Origin of the sequence: Cognatishimia sp. WU-CL00825 (assembly GCF_040364665.1) — a bacterium.
Classification (GTDB): domain Bacteria; phylum Pseudomonadota; class Alphaproteobacteria; order Rhodobacterales; family Rhodobacteraceae; genus Cognatishimia.
The window spans coordinates 1,497,381-1,514,126 of the sequence record NZ_BAABWX010000001.1 but is presented as its reverse complement, the minus strand read 5'-3'; the positions used below and the strand labels follow the sequence as shown (position 1 = coordinate 1,514,126).

The window sequence follows — 16,746 nt, the reverse complement described above, 5'->3', positions numbered from 1 at the left end:
CTTGTTATTTGTGGATTTATCGCGCTGGGCGTCGCCAAACGTCCCAATAGACGGCCAGGATAATGATGGCCCCGATCGCGATGCGCTGGAAAGATGTGCCAACACCTAAATAGGCCAGCCCAACAATGATGGTTTGCATGATCAGCATGCCAATGATTGTCTTGCCCACGCCGCCTCGGCCACCGAACAGACTGGTGCCGCCAATGACCACCGCCGCAATGGCAAACAGCTCATAGCTTTGCCCGCGCGAGCTTTGTGCAAAGTTCAATTTGGACACTTCAAGGATGGCTGCGGCAGCTGCGAACATGCCGCCAATCATGTAATAGTAAACCCGGCTGCGGGCGACATTCACCCCAGACAGTCGTGCCACTTCTTCATTGCCGCCAACCGCAAATGCATGGTTGCCCAGACGGGTTTTTGTCAGGAAAAGCCCGGTCAAAACTGCGGCCCCAAACATGATCGCCATCGGCGCCATGTAACCAGAGCCAAGAGCTTGAAATCCTTCGGGAAACCTGGAAAGGTCCTTGCCACTTCCAAGTAATTCCGCCAAGCCTTTATAGGCCGTCAGCCCGCCTAGGGTGACAATGAAAGCCGGCACTTTTGTAAGCACTTGGATCAGGCCGTTTAATGCACCCAGCATCGTGCCCACAGCCAGACCGCCTAGGATCGCCAGCGGATAACCAAGGTTGTATTCCTTAAGCAAAATCCCGACGACCACGCCTACGACGGCAAATATTGATCCAACCGACAAATCCAACCCACCAGAGATCAACACCACCGTGGTGCCGCAAGCGAGAACCGCAAGGATCGAGGCTTGCGAGAAAATCGAAAACAAAGTGTCAACGCTGCGAAAGGGCGGGGAGAGCACAAAAAAGACCGCGTAAATCAGTGCCAACGCCGCCAGCACCTGCCAAATTTGTAAGAACTGGTATTTCAGGATTTGCCACCCACTTGTGCCAGTTGCGGGAATAGAAACGGATTGCGCGCTATTTTGGTTTGTCATGGTCATCTCACGCTGCCTTGGTTTCTGTTGCGCCGGTGATCAGCCCCACCAATGTGTCGCCATCCACGTCTTTTACGTCCCGCACTGCGGCCAATTTCCCGAGCCGCAAAACCATGACGCGATCACAGTAATTCAGCACATGTTGCATATTGTGGGTGATCATAATGACTGACAGCCCGTGGTCCTTTAAAGAGCGCACCAGATCCATCGCCATCTTGCTTTCGCGCACTCCAAGTGCGGCAGTAGGTTCATCCAAAATGGCAATTCGCTTGCCAAACATTACGGTTTTTGAAAGCGCAACAGCTTGGCGTTGCCCGCCTGAAAAGGCTTCGGCTTCGCGATAGATATCCGCGATGCGAATGTCGAGTTTTGCAAACAGCGCCCGAATTTCAGCGTCCATCTTTGCAAAGTCCAGCGCCCCAAAAACCCGCCCAAACACATTGGACTTCACGAGTTCGCGGCCCAGAAAGACGTTTTTGGTGATCGACAGTTCGTTCACCAATGCCAAATCTTGGTAAACCGTTTCAATACCTGCATTTTTTGCGTCAGCAGGTGTGTCGATTTGCACCGGCTTGCCATCCATTGTCACGTCGCCATGGGTTTTAGGAATGGCCCCGGTCAAGGCTTTGATCAAGGTCGATTTACCTGCGCCATTGTCGCCTACAATCGCCAAAACTTCACCCTCATGCAGATCAAGATCCACGCTGTCCAGGGCCACAACACCGCCATAGTGCTTGCTGATCCCCCGGGCCTCTAGAATTGTTTTGGCGTGCGCCGTCTGTGTCATTTTTTCTTCCTCCGGTCAGCGGAAAGAGGGCTTGCCTCTGCGCTTCTGTTACTTATCCATTAAAAACATTTGGGCTTGCCGTCAAATGTTTTTTTTGCATATAATTCCAAAATGCATAGATTGAGCCAGGAGTTTTTCGCGTGTCTGATCCCCTAAAAACCTTATCCCAAGGGCTTTTGCAGCTGCATCCCTCAGACAATATTTCTGTCCTAAAAAAATCGGTGACCAAGGGGAGCACCTTGCAATCACCCCATGGCGAGATCACCATTTCAGAGGCGTTGGGCATGGGCCACAAAGTGGCAATTACACCGATTCCACAGGGTTCAGACGTGCTCAAATACGGGGTGCCAATTGGCGTGGCGTCACAGGATATCGCCCGAGGTGATCATGTTCATCTTCATAACCTCTCCAGCCGTTACACCGTAATCGAAGATATGGAAGCACAAGAAAATGACTGAAAAAATGACGGCTTGGCCGCGCAAGGATGGCCGTAAAGGCATTCGAAATACCATTGTTGTGGCCTACTTGGTGGAATGCGCCCACCATGTGGCGCGCCAGATCATACGCCCGTTCGAAGACGCTGACGTGCATGTCATTGGCTTTCCGGGCTGTTTTCCAAATGACTATGCCCAGAACATGATGGAAACCCTTTGCACCCACCCCAATGTGGGCGCGGTGCTGATGGTTTCTTTGGGCTGCGAGAACTTTCGCAAAGCTCAGTTAACAAGCGTGATAGAACAAAGCGGCCGACCAGCAGAGCTGCTGACAATTCAGCGATCAGGTGGAACGATGGCCTCTGTCGAAACTGGCCGCGCCTGGGTTGCGCAACAGCTCAAATCGCTGGCGCAGCAGCCACTGGTCGAAATGCATCCTTCTGAACTGGTGGTGGGCACAATATGCGGTGGCAGCGACGCCACGTCTGGTATCACCGGCAACCCCGCTGCAGGGCGGGCGTTTGATTTGCTGATCCAGCAGGGCGCAACCTGTATTTTTGAGGAAACCGGCGAATTGATTGGATGTGAACACATCATGGCAGGCCGCGCCGCCACGCCCGAATTGGCCAAAAGCCTGATCGACACCGTTCAAAAAGCCGAACAGTATTATGCACACATGGGCTATGGGTCGTTTTCGCAAGGCAACGCCGAAGGTGGCCTGTCCACGATCGAAGAAAAGTCACTGGGGGCCTATGCCAAATCCGGAGATAGCCAGATTTCCGGCATCGTAAAACCCTGCATCCAGCCCCCCAAAGGCGGTCTTTATCTATTGGATGTGGTGCCTGATGGTACACCAATATTTGGCTTCCCGAACATCAACGACAACGCCGAAATTATCGAAATGATTTCCTGTGGCGCACATGCGGTGATTTTTGTCACCGGGCGCGGGTCAGTTGTGGGTTCTGCCATCTCGCCGGTTGTCAAAGTCTGCGCCAATCCAGAAACCTATGCACATATGGCCGGCGACATGGATGTGAACGCCGGGCGTATTCTCAGCGAAGACGCCTCTTTAGCCTCTGTCGGAGAAGAAATCTTTGCCAAAATCCTGGGTCTTGCCAAGGGCGGTCGCACCGCATCAGAAAAACTTGGCCATCAAGAGTTTGTATTGACCTATAAGACATTTGACCCTTTGGGCCCCAACTGCCTTCCAGCAACACAGGCGGCATCATGACTGCGCATCGCTTTGATTTTCCAACGAACAAGATTGCGCAAACGCCCGTTTCTGTCAGCCAAATTTCATTTGGCTGCAGCGCACTCGCCAATATGTACCGCACTGTAACTGCCGCCGATGCGCAATCGCTGCTAACTTATTCGTGGAACAGCGGAATTCGCTATTTTGACACGGCCCCACATTATGGGCGCGGCTTGTCAGAGGCGCGCTTGGGGGAATTCTTGCGCACCGTGCCGCGTGACGCCATCACCTTATCCACAAAAGTTGGGCGCGTGTTGCGGCCGGGGGCTGTCCGCGCAGAGGCAGATGGCTTTCTAAATCCGCTGCCCAATGATGTGCATTATGATTATTCCGGCGCAGGGATCCTTGAAAGTTTCAATGGCAGCTGCGCGCGACTTGGCACGGACTATATCGACATCCTTTATGTGCATGACATTGGCAGGGCCACCCACGGCGCGGACAACCAAAAGCATTTCCAAGACCTTATGGAAACCGGCCTGCCCATGCTTGCCAACCTGAAACAACAGGGGCGCATCGGGGCCTATGGCCTTGGTGTTAACGAATGCGAGGTCTGCATTGATGTGCTGCAAGATCATCCGCTGGATGTTATCTTGCTGGCAGGCCGCTGGACCTTGCTTGATCGCACAGCCGAGCAAACTCTGGTGCCTCTTTGCAAGTCTCTGGGCGTCAGTCTGGTGCTGGGTGGCATTTTCAACTCGGGCATTCTGGCCACCGGGGCCGTGCCCGGGGCCCATTTTGATTATGCACCAGCCAGCCAGGACATTCTGCAGCGCACCCGAGCCCTAGAGGCGGAAAGCGCGGCGCAAAACATCTCATTGGCCACCGCCGCCCTTAGATTTGCGGTCGCGCAGGACTGTGTTGCAAGTGTTTTGATTGGTACCGGAAAGGTCAGTTCATTGGCCCGCAACCTCGAGTCACTCTAATCTCTGATAAGGTTTGGTAGCTGGCTAAAATTCCCGCATCAGCCCATGGCGTTTACGGCACAATTGGCATAGTCAGATCCAGCCAAAGGATTGAAGATATGCAAAAGATTTCATTGCCAGAGCGCCCGGGTTGGCGCGACAAAGCCCAAGAAGTTGGGTTCACCTTTGCGGACATGCACGGTGAACCCTATTGGGACGAAACCTCGGCCTATCAGTTTTCCTTGCGTCAAATCGAAGATGACATCGAAGACCCGTCAACAGAACTGCACGCGATGTGCCGTGACGCTGTTGCAACGATCATCCAAAGCCAAGAGCTGATGGAACGTCTGGCGATCCCCGAAGAACATCGTGATTATGTGGCCAACAGCTGGCAGCAAGAAGAGCCGGAAATCTATGGTCGTTTTGATTTGGCCTATGATGGCAACGGGCCAGCTAAGATGCTGGAATATAACGCGGACACACCTACCTCGCTTTATGAAAGCGCCTCGTTTCAATGGAGCTGGCTAGAGGACCAACTAGAAACTGGTGTATTGCAGACCGGCGATGATCAATTCAACGGCATCCACGAGGCGCTGGTAGACCGGTTTCGCGCGGTTTTTGCGCCCGATAGCAATCTGCATTTTACCGCCGTCGGTGGTGATCCCGAAGACTATGCCACCGTCGAGGCCATGGGCTGGGCGGCCCGCGAAGCAGGGCTTGGCGCGCATTATACGGACCTTGAAAAAATTGGGCTCAGCGACAAAGGGCAATTTCTGGATGATGAAGACAGGGTTATTGGAACCTTGTTTAAATTGTACCCCTGGGAAGACCTGCTGCGGGACGACTATGCAAAACACCTTCAGACCGCCCAATGTTTAATGCTCGAACCCGCGTGGAAATCTGTCTTGTCAAACAAAGGGCTTTTGCCAGTCCTTTGGCAATTGTTTGAAGGCCACCCAAATTTGCTGCCCGCCTATTTCGAAGACGACGCCGCCAAATCTGCGCTGAACGAAACCTTTGTGCGCAAACCGCTTTTCTCGCGTGAAGGGGCCTCTATTCAGATTGTCGAACAAGGCGTTGAAACCGAAGCCTCGCCCAACAACGACTATGCCGCCCATGCACGAATCCTTCAGGCCTATACGCCTTTGCCTAATTTTGACGGCTTTCACCCAGTTATCGGCGCTTGGATCATTGGACAAGAATGCGCAGGGATTGGCATTCGTGAAGACCGGGCGCGCATCACCCAAAATATGTCACGCTTTAAACCGCATTTTATCCGCTCATAAATTCTGCTAGGGCTTGATCATGAAAAAACGTTCCAAATCCGTCGCTCTTTGTATCGTAGGTGCCGCCGCCTTTACGCTGGCAGGCTGCCAAGAAGAGCAAATCGATGCACAAGCATTCCCAGATCTGCAAAGCTGTAAAGCGGGGGCTGACCTCAATCAGTTCCTTTCGGCGGAAGAATGTGAAATCGCCTTTGCCGAAGCCCAGCAATTGCACGTTGAATCGGCCCCACGGTATGACAGCCTTCAGGTCTGCGAAGATCAACACGGGGCAGGGGCCTGCGGCAACGAACAGCAAGCGGTCCAAGGCGGATCTGGCGGCATCTTCATGCCTTTGCTCACCGGCTATCTGATCGGCAATATGCTAAGTGGACGCAATGGCATGTCTGCCGCGCAACCCTTGTATCGTAAGGCTGGCGGCGGCTTTACCAATGCGGCGGGCACCAGCGCTTATTCCAGCAACGCTGGCAAGGCAAAGCTGAACACATCGCAATTTGCCAAGCCGACAAAAACCGCAGGCAAACCACCGATGACAAAAGCCTCGGTTGCGTCGCGCGGCGGGTTTGGCAAATCAAAAACCGGCGGCCGCAGCCTTGGTGGCTAGGCCATCATATCTGCCAAATAAAAAGCCACCGCGCAGACCACTTTTTTGGCGGATCAGCGCAATGGCTCTGGGCAAATCGCATCCTGTGTTTTATCAGGTCCCCAGCGGTCCCGTAGCTCAACTGGATAGAGCATCTGCCTTCTAAGCAGAGGGTTGGGGGTTCGAGTCCTCCCGGGATCGCCATGACTTCCATGCATCAACTTGCGCGCCAGCGGGCAAACAGGTGTTAAGCAATTGTTGCCAGTCGCGTTCAAACTGCGTTGGGCCATCATGAGCCTGATACTTGGCAAAGCCCGTCTGTCGTTTGGCGGGTGCAGAACGCGCGGTTTGTATGGCCAATGCCCAATCGCGCAGGCTCTGTCCTTTGACCAGAATAGCACCGTCAGCAATCTGGTCGCGCAGCCCATCGACATTGGCCACCAAAGTCGGACGCCGCGCCGCAAGCGCTTCTTGCACAACAAGCCCATAGGCCTCCCAGCGCGACGGCACTACAACAGCCTCCACCTCTGCCATCGCAAGCGCCGCATTTGGCCGGTAGCCTTCCAAGCTGACACGTGGATCTTTGCGCGCCAAAACCTCCAGTTCTTCGCGCTGTGGCCCATCGCCAAATATTTTCAGGCGCAGGTCCGGATCGGCACAACGTGCAAATGCCTGTATCAACACATCAAAGCCTTTTTGCGGGTGCAATCGTCCAATTGCCCCAAAGACCTTTGGCCGTGCAACCGGGGCAGACAAGGCCCGAAAGCGCGACAAATCCACCGCCGGGTGGATCACGCACAGTTTTTGCGGAGCCACAAGACCTCTGCGTGACAACCAACCCGCTTGGGCGTGACTCACGGCCACCACATGATCAAACAATGCATAGGCGGTGCCCAAAAGGCCAAAGAAACGCCTGCGGTTGCCTACATTCAGCGCTGCGAATTTCTGGGTATAGCTATGTTCAACATGGATCAGCTTTGCTTGCGGGTGCAAGGCACGTAAGGCAATCAACCGCGGCAAGCTTCGCCAATTCACGCTCAGATGGGACACAATAATATCTGCATTTAAACGCGGCACCGAAAATTTGTTTTTCGGCACCGAAATCAATTTGTGCTGGGCGTTTTTTGCCAAGTGAGCTGACGCCAGCATCGTGTCAATAACATTGGTGACCCCGCCAGGGGTGGCATCGTCCAAAAGGTGAATAATAACAGGGGTATGCATAATGAAATCCGCTTCTCAATGGATGGGTCTTGTACGTAACGTGCTCAGAACGGTCATGGGATTGATGCCAAAAATCAGGGTGAACACCGCCGCAAGCCCGGTTGAAATCGACTTGTTCGGCTCGGCCCACAGGGGCTCTTTTGACGCTGAATAAGCCCGCGCAAGAAAGGAAATCGCAGCCCGACCGTCATCGCCACTGACCGCGCGTCTGGCCAGATACCGCAACTGATAGGCACGGGCAGCGCATTCGTGGGCCGCAAAAAACTCTGGGTCCAAAGGGCGCAATTTGGCGATGACATTCTCCCAAGAGGCCAGTTGCCGTTCCGTATGGGCTGAAAGCCCACCCTTGGCGACACGATACAGGGTGTGGTGACCAGCAATGCCAGCAAAATCCCAATCCGTGGACAGCGCCAATCGCAGCCAAAATTCAATATCCTCAGATTGGCGAAAGCTTTCATCAAAATAGGACAATCTTTGGTCAGCACCTGGGGTTTGATAGGCAATGTCATCAAGTGCTGCGCGGCGCAGTACAAATGCTGATCCGTTGCCAACCGGGTTGCGTTTCAAGATGTCTGCTGCTGTGATCCCACCCAATTTTGGGCTTTGCGCCACCCCAAGCGGTGCGCCAGCATCATCAATTAATATAGATCCGGAATAGCTGACGCCAACCGTCGGCGCGTCAGATAAGTGTTTGACATGCAGACGTAATTTATCGGGTGTCCACAGGTCATCCGCGTCACAAAACCCGATATAAGAGCTTTTGGCCGCAGAAATTCCAGTGTTGCGCGCCCCAGCCAAGCCGCGGTTGGCTTGCCGGATATAGCGCAGGCGCGGATCGCCTAAGAACGGTTTTACAACCTCGGATGTTTGATCGGTTGAACCATCATCGATCACCAGAATTTCAAAATTCTGCAGGGTTTGTTCCTGTAAGGCTATCAATGTTTCTTCGATGGTTGTGGCAACGTTAAACGCCGGAACAACCACGCTAGCGATTGGGGGTGTGTGCTGTGTCATGATCAAGATCCTCTGTTTAACGCGCAAACAACGCGCGGCGCATGGGGAGTGGCAGAATTGGCGCGAAAAGGGCTGCCAGAGCCGTCGCAGCCCCCCGGCGTGGTGGCATCAAAAAGGCACGCGGAGCCAGACCGATCCCGCGCAAAACAAAACGCAGGGCAGTCGCGCCACCATTGTCCAGACGCAGGGCACGCCGCGCCAGATACCGCAGATAGACAGCTTCGTTTTCACGAGTCGGCGGGCAACCAAAACCCATAGCCACCTGCAGCGCCTTCTTGCGCGACATTGCCATTTTTGACAGGTCGGCAGACAAGCCGCCACGCGAGGTGCGATACCAAACTTGCAGGCTGTCCAACCCGACGATATTGGCGCCATTCCCCACCAACCGCAGCAACCATTCCAAATCTTCGTTATGGACAAACCCGTCAGATAAGCCCCCCAAAGACGTGAAAAGCCCGCGCCGAATGGACAGGTTTGACATGCAGCACACCGGGTTTTCACCCATCAACATAGGCAATGTCAGCGCAGATTTCGGCACGCTCGAATAGGTCTTTGCCTGTCCCGCAGAGGCAAAGAAAGCAACTTTGGCAAACACGCCATCCACGTCAGGATCTGCAAAGGCGCATTGTAATTGCGCGAGCTTTGTCGCCTCCCAATAGTCGTCGGCGTCACAATAACAAAGCACCTCGCCCTTGGCCAAAGCCGCCCCCAGATTGCGGGCCACAGAGGGGCCTCGGTTGGCAATGCGCAACACCCGAAACCGATCGTCTGCCAGAGCAGCTTGGTCAAGTATCCGCGCTGTGGCGTCTGTTGATCCGTCATCCACGCAGATCGCTTCCCATTCGGTCACGCTTTGGGCGCGCACAGCATTCAATGTTGTCTCGATGGTCTCAACCGCATTGTGGCACGGAATAATGATCGTGAATTGAGGCATCTTAGATCTCCTGATTTTGCAAAACTGTTGGGAAGGTCACGCCTGAAAACATCACCAAGACCGAGGCCACGAGCAAAGTGATGCTCAGCGCGGCGACATAGCCCATCGCCATGGCCAGCACGCCGAAGGGTGCAAATACCCAGGCGCTGACCGCCAAGCCAAATGTCACTGCAAGGGTGACCAGAAACTCTATCTCTGGCTGGCCTGTGACGCGCAGCTGCGCGGCGGCAACCGACCAAATTGTTAAGGGCAACGCGGTGAGGCAAAGGATTTGCACAACCGGCACAATCTCTTGCCAACCGGGGCCCAACAAAAGCGGCACATAAACCGAGGCAAACAACGATTGCGCAATCACAAATGGGGCAATCAACGCCAGCCCGGCCACGGCGATTGACCTAGGGCCGAAACGGCCATTTTGTGTGGTGCAAAGCTGCGGAAAAACCACTTTTTCAAAGGCGGCAATAAAACTGGTGACCAGGCTAAGCCCGGCGTTAAACGCCATAAAGTAAAGTCCCAACCCTTCGGCACCGAGCAAGGCCCCTGCGATCAGCTTGTCGGCATGCAGACGCAGCATTTTGACCAGCTCAACACCCAACACTGGGATGCCATATCGCAGAAACGGGCGGGTAGGGGAGGCAGTCACCTCAGAGGGCCGCGACCAGGGGCGCAGACGCCGCATCGATAGCAGCCAAAGCGGAGCAGTCAGAACACGGGGCAAGATCAGGACCAGGGCCGAGGGAATGATAAAGACCAGGGCAACCGACAAGGCGTTTGCGGTCAAAACCTGAACACCCGCGATGGCCGCAGTTTGTTTTAGTTTGCCCTCGCGTACCGCCAGTGCGGCCTGAACCAAACCAGCCGGCATAAACAAATATTCCAGCGCGGCCAGGGCAACCAACAGCGAGACCTCGACAAAGCCAAGGCCTGCCAAAAGCACCGCCAAAGCCACCTGCAAAGCAAACAGACCTAGGCAACTTGCCCAAAACAGCTGATGTGCTTTGACACAGATCGCGTTCAGTTGTTGCGCAGGCGCGGCAATAATGCGCTGCCCAATGCCATTTTCGGTCAACCCCTTAAAGATCTCACAGATCGCCAGTGCCGCAGCAGCCACGCCAATTTCGGCGACCCCCAATGTGCGGGCCACCACAATCACCACAAACAGCCGCGAAAACTTGGCAACCACCTCAGAGGCACCATAGGCCAATAGGTTGGAAAGAAAGCTGGTTCTAAGCAAATCAGTGGCACGCATCATTCTAAATCCCGTTTGTTGAATTCAATTTGCCGCGAATACGCTGCAAAAACCGGGGCACGATTGGCCAACACCAAGCGCATTTGGTGCAGAATTGACCCAATCGGATAGGAATGTGATCCACCTAAGGGTGTGTGGCTGGAAAAAATATTTCGTTATGGTTTGATGTCAGAAAACAAATCAGGTCGCAGGCATTGAAATCTATAACGGCAAAAATATTTGCCCTGTCCACGTCGCTCGCAATGTTGAATGCCTGCGCCACGACAGGCAATCCAAATAACTTAGAACCCATTGCGCGCGGCGATGGCTATCAGGCGCAATACCGCGATGTGGTAAGCCGCGACGCTGATCAATTTTTGACCTCGGCGCGGTTGAACGCGGACACCTGCTTGCCCTATCGCGGTGGTCAGGGCGGCAAAAACACCGGGGCTTATGGGCTTGTGGGTGAAAAACTGACCCGCAACGACCTTGTTGATATTCGGATCAACGAGGACAAAGACCTGACGGGGCGCTATGTCATCTCGCGTGATGGCACAATCAAATTACCTTTTTTACCACCGATAAAGGCGCAAGGCCGCTCTGGCCCAGAGGTCGAATGGCTGCTCAAAGACGCTTTGCTGCGCGCTGGGCTATACGAAGATGCGCCGCCGGTTTCTGTGCGCGTTGCCGATTTTGCCTCTGTGACCGTTGGGGTGTCTGGCGCGGTATTTGAGCCGCATCAAATCGAAATTGGCACCGTGTCTGGCGACCAGATAGACAACAATCGCGCGCAGGCGCTTGGGGCGTCTACCGAAGCCCGAAACTTGTCTGCCGCCTTGCGCGCTGCGGGGGGCATTCGGCCAGATGCAGATATTTCTGCCATCGAGCTGCGCCGCAATGGCCAGGTCTACAAGCTTGATCTGCGCGGGGTGTTCGAAGGCCAAAACATGGTGGATGTCATGTTGCTGACAGGGGATACAATTCGGGTTCCCTCCCGAGGATGTTTCCAAGATGACCTGATGCGCCCAAGCCCAATCAGCCCCCCGGGCGTCACAATGTTCCTGTCCAACTTGACCCAACCCGCAACCGCAAACGCGCCTGCCGCCATTGGTCGTGACGTACGCGAAATGCCTTATGGCACGCGGTATTTACAGGCTGTAGTAGATGCCAACTGCGTTGGTGGGTCACGGGTGACCAGTGCGCACCGATCCGCCATACTGATGTCCCGCAACCCGGAAACCAATGTATCGGTGGTCATCGAGCGCGACATCGAAAACATGTTACGGCGCGCGGATCGGGATGACTACGACCCCTTTATTCTGCCCGGTGACGCGATTGCATGTTATGACAGTACCATCACAAATGTTGCCGAGGCGGCAAGAGTTTTGGGCCTGATCACCGTTGGGGCAGCACTGAATTGATCACAATTCAAGGCTGTTCTTGGCCTCAGCCCAGACTTGCGCCAGGCTATCGACCAGAGATTTAACCGTGGCTGCGTCGTCGCGCGCCGCCGCAACTTCTATGTTTTGCAAAGCCTTGTGCATTTGTGCTGCGCCAAACAATGCAGCGGTGCTGCTTGCCATATGGCAGCGCTGCGCAACCTCGTTCAACGCGCTGGTTTGGTCTTGTAAAAGCCAATCCACCAATGCGTCGCCTTCGCCAATAAAGCGCGCCAAGAACACGTCATATTGATCCCCAAACATCGCTTTGGCACCATCTTTGGCCTTGGGCTGTCGCGCCTTTGTAATCACGCCCAACCGCCCACCGGCGACAGAACGCAACGCTGCGCGCAATTCTTCGATCTGTACGGGTTTGCCGATAAAGCCATCCATGCCGCTTTCGCGAAAACGCTCGGTCTGTTCCGGCAACACATTGGCAGAAAACGCAAAAACTGGGGTTTGCTTGGCACGCGCCACCTCAGTTCTGATGAGCTTGGTGGCTTCAAGCCCGCCCAGCCGGGGCATGTTGATATCCATTAAGATGGCGTCAAAGTCTTCGCCTTTGCTCATCTCAACCGCCTGAAGCCCATCTTCTGCCCAAACAACGCTGTGGCCTTCCGTTTCCAGCATACGCTGAACAACAAAAGCATTCATGTCGTTGTCTTCAGCCAAAAGCAAATGCAGACGCGGGGCTTCTTCTGCCTCAGCGCTGACGTGTTTGGGCACCTCAAGCGGCGAACTTTGGGCCATGGGCAAGCGCACCCAAAACACGCTGCCTTCCCCCAGAATGCTCTCCACTCCGATCTCGCCGCCCAAACGGGCCACTAGCCGTTTTGCAATCCCAAGCCCTAGCCCGGTACTGCCTGTCTCTCCACCCGCCCGTGCTGCGGTTACAAAGTCATCAAAGATTGTGGATTGCTGCGCCTCTGCAATGCCAATCCCGGTATCACTGATGCGAAATTCGACGGTTGGTATCAGTGCATCCGCCGCGGAAATCTGTTCGACCTCAACATCAACTCGGCCATGTTCTGTGAACTTGATCGCATTGCCAACCAAATTCATTAAGATTTGCTCTATATGGTCTTTGTCACTGCTCACCCAGTCCAATGCGTCCCCCACCCATTGCCAACCAATCGCGGTGCCACGTTGCTCGGCCTGGCCGCTTTGGGCATCAATGATGTCCTGCAACAGATGGCCCAAATGAAACGGGGCTTTATTGACCCTAAAGGTGCCGCTCTCAAATCGCGCAATATCCAAAACGGAATTCACGTGTTTCATCAGCTGACGGCCAGAAATCTCCATGTTTTCGCTAAATTGGCGTTGTTCCGCAGACATTTGGGTTTTCTCAAGCAAACTTAAATTGCCCAACAGCCCACTGAGGGGTGTGCGAATTTCGTGGCTCATGACGGTCAGAAATTCAGCCTTGGCTTTTTCGCCTGCCAGCGCCTGGTCGCGCGCTTGCCGTAACTCTTCTTCTTTGGTGATCTCCACAGAGATATCGCGTAAAAAAGCCACGATGATCTCACCTTCCGCGCTATTGCCCATTTGCAAAGCCAGTTCGACAGGAAAGCGGTCGCCATTGGCGCGACAGGCGTCAAGTCGTGCGCGACCTTTGCCCACCAGCTTTTTCTCGCCGGTTCGCAGCATCCGGTCCATCCCGGCCTGATGTGCGGCTTGCAAGTCCGGCGGCACAATCAAGTCCCGGATCAATTTGCCTCGTATCTCACTTAGTTTGTACCCAAAAATAGCCTCAGCGGCCGCATTGAAATCCAGAACATGCCCCGCCTTGTCTGACACAATCACGGCATCAAGCGAGGTGGCCAGAATGGTTTCCATATGGGCATTGGCGCGCGCCAACTCGCGCCCCCTCGCGTGGCTTTTTGCGCTGGCAGAACGCGAATAAAGCGTCAGCAATATCAGCGATACTACCAAGGCCGCGGTTGCCGCCGACAGTTGCAGCAATGTCGAGGAAAGCCTTTGCCGCAAATTGTCAGCGCTTTCGGCAAAATGCGCCAAACCCGTGACATACAAGCCGCCTACCGCCTTGCGCAGGCGGCCCGCGTCAGCAATCAACGTCGGCAGGGCCGTGACCAAGGCGGCGTCAGAACCGTCGATCAAAGGCGCCGCTTGCTGCAAAAACGCGTGAATGTCCTTTTCGGACAGATGAAAATCGGTTTCCTGACGGGCGCTTTCAAACACCGCCCCATTTGCAATGATGTCGTGGCGACTGAAAAACACATCAAAATCTTTGCGCAGCCGTTCCAGATCCGGATCGTCACTATTGGCCGCATCATACAGCGACAGCGTGAAATTCAGATATTCAATTTCCACCTGAGACAGGGTCCATTGCACCGTGTCAGATTTAGCAGACCGCAATTCACGCAAATCAGCGATGACACTTTGGGCCAACCAAAAAATAGCAGCGACACAGACTGCCGCCGCCGTCGGAATAACCCATCCCGTAAATCCATAACGTGTTTTTGCAGCCTCACTTGCCAAAGCATCAGATGTCACAGGGGCAATCCGCCTAATTTAATTCATTCTATTATGTGCAGCCTATTAAGCTGCCAAATGCTGCGCGCGTAAATGGCCTCTGTGCGAAATTGTGCAGAACTGTCGAAGGGATAGACAATCCACAACGGTCCTTTTGCGCGCCGGGGCATCAATTCCCCATCCATTTCAAAGGCCACAATGGGGCCATCTTGGGTGGCGTCGCTTACGGGGATCTTAATAGCATAATCATTTATGGCCGTGGCTTGAATGGTGCCGCCCGTGGCACCCAAATGCGCCAATAGATCGTGCAACGAGACCCCGGAAAATCGATGCACCCCATCTGTCCAAATCGTCGATGTTACTATTTCCGTTGTGCCAATCGCGCGCAAACTTGCCAAATCGAAGTTGACCATCTCAGACCCCGGTCCAGCCGACGTTACCTCCAAGACTATGGGATCTGCTGCGCCCGCCGCCAGCACCGGAGCACTGCCCAAGGCCCAAACCGCCAATCCCATCGCCAGGATACTGCGCCGCATAACTCTGTAAAACCGCATAGCTCTCTCCAGTGTTTTTTTTTGAATGTGCCAGTAATTGCTTGGCTGGTCCTCATAACCACAGAGTAGGGACCTATCCGGATGGATAGGTTTGAAGCCCGTTATCCCTAATATGCGCCGCGCCCCGACCAGATCGCGCGAAAGGTCAGTGAAATCAGCAACACGTCCAACAACAGGCTTTTGGATTTGGAATAGGCCAAGTCCATGTCCACCATTTGCTCAAATCCAATATCTGCCCGCCCGGAAACCTGCCACAAGCCAGTCAGCCCTGGCTTGGCAGCCAAACGCCCCAGCGCATGGGCCGGATAGGCGGCAACTTCTTCGGGCAGGGCAGGGCGCGGGCCAACAACAGACATCTCGCCCCGCAGAACATTGAAGATTTGCGGCAGCTCATCCAATGAATAGCGCCTCATGACCCGGCCAATACGCGTGACCCGAGGGTCCTGTTTGGACTTAAAACAAATCCCGTTGCGGTCAGAGGTCGACAACAAGTCTGCCCGACGTGCTTCGGCATCGCTATACATCGACCGCAGCTTATACAGGGTGAACCTGTCCCCATTTTGCCCGACCCGCACTTGCTTAAAAAGCGCTGGGCCACGGCTTTCTAGCTTGATCGCCAGCATCAGTAAAAGCAGCAAGGGTCCCAGCACAGCCAAAGCAGCAGCGCTTAATGTTATATCCATCACCCGCTTGACGACGGCAAATCTATCCAAGGTCTGGTGCGCAGATTTTGCGGCCCGCCCCAGAAAGGTGACATTTCCGATTAAATAGCGTTTGGCCATGCGGCGCGGCTCCATCGCCAGACGCCAGGCCCATTCCAACTTGGCCGCGCGCACCGGTTTTGGCGCACGCCTCACATTGCCCGCCCAGAAGTCAAACAGCCCCCCCACCGCCAATGCAATTCTGGGTGTTAGGGCGGCAAAGTTTGCGTCAATCCAGTTTTCCTGCATCGGCACGCCCATCGCGACCAGCAATATATCCGCGCCAGAACGATTGATATCTCGAATGGCCGCCATTTTGTTTTTGGCCCCCGCATAACCGTCGCGGGTTCCAACAATACGTAACCCTGGGACCTTGGTGCAAATATCCAGCGCGGCCGCTTCTGCGGTGCCGGGTTTTCCGCCCAACATGTAAACACCCAAGCCCTCCTGAGCGGCGCGTCGCATCAAAGCAGGCACCAGGTCGGTGCCATTCAGGTTCGCCACCAGGTTTTGCCCAGTCATTTGTGTTGCCAGTTTGATCCCAATGCCATCCGGCAGCACCAATTCGGCCCGCGCCAGTGCCGCCGCATACTGCGGATCACGCACCGCTATATTGGCGCAATGCGCATTCAGGAAAAAGACGCAGCGTCGACCCGGTGCCAAAATGGCCTCTATGGCGCTTGCGGGGCCTGTGTTCACCAATTCCCGGTCCATGACACGAATCCGCGTCAGCGGAGAAATTGGCTGTGACCCCTGTGAAAACGCTTCAAACGATTGATATTGCATGATTTTGCCTCCAGATGCTGCGTTTGATACTGTGATAAAACACACAGAGGCAGGGCGGCCCATTCGGCTGGAACGTCACAAATTCGGAATAAATTTGGCGAAAATTGCCAATGAATTCATGCGAAAGTTTGC

The 16,746-nt window shown here is 54.5% G+C and carries 15 protein-coding genes and 1 tRNA gene; 7 read left to right on the top strand and 9 right to left on the bottom strand.

Going from position 1 to position 16,746, the window contains the following annotated elements; translation table 11 throughout:
* Positions 1 to 16: 16 nt before the first annotated feature.
* Together ABXG94_RS07555 and ABXG94_RS07550 are read right to left on the bottom strand one after the other, a co-directional pair.
* On the bottom strand, positions 17 to 1,003 hold the full coding sequence (locus ABXG94_RS07555) for an ABC transporter permease (protein WP_353533252.1): 987 nt from the start codon (positions 1,001 to 1,003) through the stop codon (positions 17 to 19).
* 7 nt (positions 1,004 to 1,010) lie between these two features.
* The gene (locus ABXG94_RS07550) at positions 1,011 to 1,790 is read right to left on the bottom strand and encodes an ATP-binding cassette domain-containing protein (RefSeq protein ID WP_353533251.1); all 780 of its coding nucleotides are present in this window, start codon (positions 1,788 to 1,790) and stop codon (positions 1,011 to 1,013) included.
* A gap of 140 nt (positions 1,791 to 1,930) precedes the next feature.
* Between ABXG94_RS07550 and ABXG94_RS07545 the strand changes: the two genes are divergently transcribed.
* From ABXG94_RS07545 to ABXG94_RS07520, 6 genes are all read left to right on the top strand, one after another.
* On the top strand, positions 1,931 to 2,248 hold the full coding sequence (locus ABXG94_RS07545; protein WP_353533249.1) for a UxaA family hydrolase: 318 nt from the start codon (positions 1,931 to 1,933) through the stop codon (positions 2,246 to 2,248).
* Entirely contained in the window at positions 2,241 to 3,455 is a 1,215-nt protein-coding gene (locus ABXG94_RS07540) for a UxaA family hydrolase (RefSeq protein WP_353533247.1), read from the top strand. The genes ABXG94_RS07545 and ABXG94_RS07540 overlap by 8 nt, the downstream gene beginning before the upstream one ends.
* Complete coding sequence (locus tag ABXG94_RS07535; RefSeq protein WP_353533246.1) at positions 3,452 to 4,399, top strand: aldo/keto reductase; 948 nt, start codon at positions 3,452 to 3,454, stop codon at positions 4,397 to 4,399. Before ABXG94_RS07540 ends, ABXG94_RS07535 begins: the two co-directional genes overlap by 4 nt.
* 98 nt (positions 4,400 to 4,497) lie before the next feature.
* Entirely contained in the window at positions 4,498 to 5,664 is a 1,167-nt protein-coding gene (locus ABXG94_RS07530) for a glutathionylspermidine synthase family protein (RefSeq protein WP_353533245.1), read from the top strand.
* A gap of 19 nt (positions 5,665 to 5,683) precedes the next feature.
* Entirely contained in the window at positions 5,684 to 6,265 is a 582-nt protein-coding gene (locus ABXG94_RS07525; protein ID WP_353533244.1) for a DUF1190 domain-containing protein, read from the top strand.
* Positions 6,266 to 6,371: 106 nt separating this feature from the next.
* Positions 6,372 to 6,448, top strand: a tRNA-Arg gene (locus ABXG94_RS07520).
* Here the strand turns inward: ABXG94_RS07520 and ABXG94_RS07515 are convergent.
* From ABXG94_RS07515 to ABXG94_RS07500, 4 genes are all read right to left on the bottom strand, one after another.
* Positions 6,407 to 7,393 carry a glycosyltransferase gene (locus tag ABXG94_RS07515; protein ID WP_353534022.1) on the bottom strand — a complete coding sequence of 329 codons (987 nt, stop codon included), beginning with the start codon at positions 7,391 to 7,393 and terminating at the stop codon, positions 6,407 to 6,409. The genes ABXG94_RS07520 and ABXG94_RS07515 overlap by 42 nt on opposite strands.
* Before the next feature lie 87 nt (positions 7,394 to 7,480).
* On the bottom strand, positions 7,481 to 8,479 hold the full coding sequence (locus tag ABXG94_RS07510) for a glycosyltransferase family 2 protein (RefSeq protein WP_353533243.1): 999 nt from the start codon (positions 8,477 to 8,479) through the stop codon (positions 7,481 to 7,483).
* Between the two features lie 16 nt (positions 8,480 to 8,495).
* Complete coding sequence (locus ABXG94_RS07505) at positions 8,496 to 9,413, bottom strand: glycosyltransferase family 2 protein (RefSeq protein WP_353533242.1); 918 nt, start codon at positions 9,411 to 9,413, stop codon at positions 8,496 to 8,498.
* Between the two features lies 1 nt (position 9,414).
* A complete protein-coding gene (locus ABXG94_RS07500; RefSeq protein ID WP_353533241.1) occupies positions 9,415 to 10,665 on the bottom strand; it encodes an oligosaccharide flippase family protein in 1,251 nt (416 codons plus the stop codon).
* Positions 10,666 to 10,856: 191 nt separating this feature from the next.
* Between ABXG94_RS07500 and ABXG94_RS07495 the strand changes: the two genes are divergently transcribed.
* The gene (locus ABXG94_RS07495) at positions 10,857 to 12,062 is read left to right on the top strand and encodes a polysaccharide biosynthesis/export family protein (RefSeq protein ID WP_502901685.1); all 1,206 of its coding nucleotides are present in this window, start codon (positions 10,857 to 10,859) and stop codon (positions 12,060 to 12,062) included.
* Here ABXG94_RS07495 and ABXG94_RS07490 read toward each other — a convergent pair whose 3' ends face one another.
* The 3 genes from ABXG94_RS07490 to ABXG94_RS07480 form a co-directional block, all read right to left on the bottom strand.
* Complete coding sequence (locus tag ABXG94_RS07490; protein WP_353533240.1) at positions 12,063 to 14,594, bottom strand: hybrid sensor histidine kinase/response regulator; 2,532 nt, start codon at positions 14,592 to 14,594, stop codon at positions 12,063 to 12,065. It abuts the gene before it with no gap.
* A gap of 23 nt (positions 14,595 to 14,617) precedes the next feature.
* Complete coding sequence (locus ABXG94_RS07485) at positions 14,618 to 15,127, bottom strand: putative pterin-binding protein (RefSeq protein ID WP_353533239.1); 510 nt, start codon at positions 15,125 to 15,127, stop codon at positions 14,618 to 14,620.
* Positions 15,128 to 15,234: 107 nt separating this feature from the next.
* Positions 15,235 to 16,614 (bottom strand): WecB/TagA/CpsF family glycosyltransferase, encoded by a 1,380-nt coding sequence (locus tag ABXG94_RS07480; RefSeq protein WP_353533237.1) that lies wholly within the window; start codon positions 16,612 to 16,614, stop codon positions 15,235 to 15,237.
* Positions 16,615 to 16,746 lie beyond the last annotated feature (132 nt).

Coding starts and splice junctions, on each gene's coding strand:
- ABXG94_RS07555 (WP_353533252.1), bottom strand. CDS start 1,003: ATGACAAACCAAAATAGCGCGCAATCCGTTTCTATTCCCGCAACTGGC.
- ABXG94_RS07550 (WP_353533251.1), bottom strand. CDS start 1,790: ATGACACAGACGGCGCACGCCAAAACAATTCTAGAGGCCCGGGGGATC.
- ABXG94_RS07540 (WP_353533247.1), top strand. CDS start 2,241: ATGACTGAAAAAATGACGGCTTGGCCGCGCAAGGATGGCCGTAAAGGC.
- ABXG94_RS07535 (WP_353533246.1), top strand. CDS start 3,452: ATGACTGCGCATCGCTTTGATTTTCCAACGAACAAGATTGCGCAAACG.
- ABXG94_RS07530 (WP_353533245.1), top strand. CDS start 4,498: ATGCAAAAGATTTCATTGCCAGAGCGCCCGGGTTGGCGCGACAAAGCC.
- ABXG94_RS07525 (WP_353533244.1), top strand. CDS start 5,684: ATGAAAAAACGTTCCAAATCCGTCGCTCTTTGTATCGTAGGTGCCGCC.
- ABXG94_RS07515 (WP_353534022.1), bottom strand. CDS start 7,393: ATGCTGGCGTCAGCTCACTTGGCAAAAAACGCCCAGCACAAATTGATT.
- ABXG94_RS07510 (WP_353533243.1), bottom strand. CDS start 8,479: ATGACACAGCACACACCCCCAATCGCTAGCGTGGTTGTTCCGGCGTTT.
- ABXG94_RS07505 (WP_353533242.1), bottom strand. CDS start 9,413: ATGCCTCAATTCACGATCATTATTCCGTGCCACAATGCGGTTGAGACC.
- ABXG94_RS07500 (WP_353533241.1), bottom strand. CDS start 10,665: ATGATGCGTGCCACTGATTTGCTTAGAACCAGCTTTCTTTCCAACCTA.
- ABXG94_RS07485 (WP_353533239.1), bottom strand. CDS start 15,127: ATGCGGTTTTACAGAGTTATGCGGCGCAGTATCCTGGCGATGGGATTG.
- ABXG94_RS07480 (WP_353533237.1), bottom strand. CDS start 16,614: ATGCAATATCAATCGTTTGAAGCGTTTTCACAGGGGTCACAGCCAATT.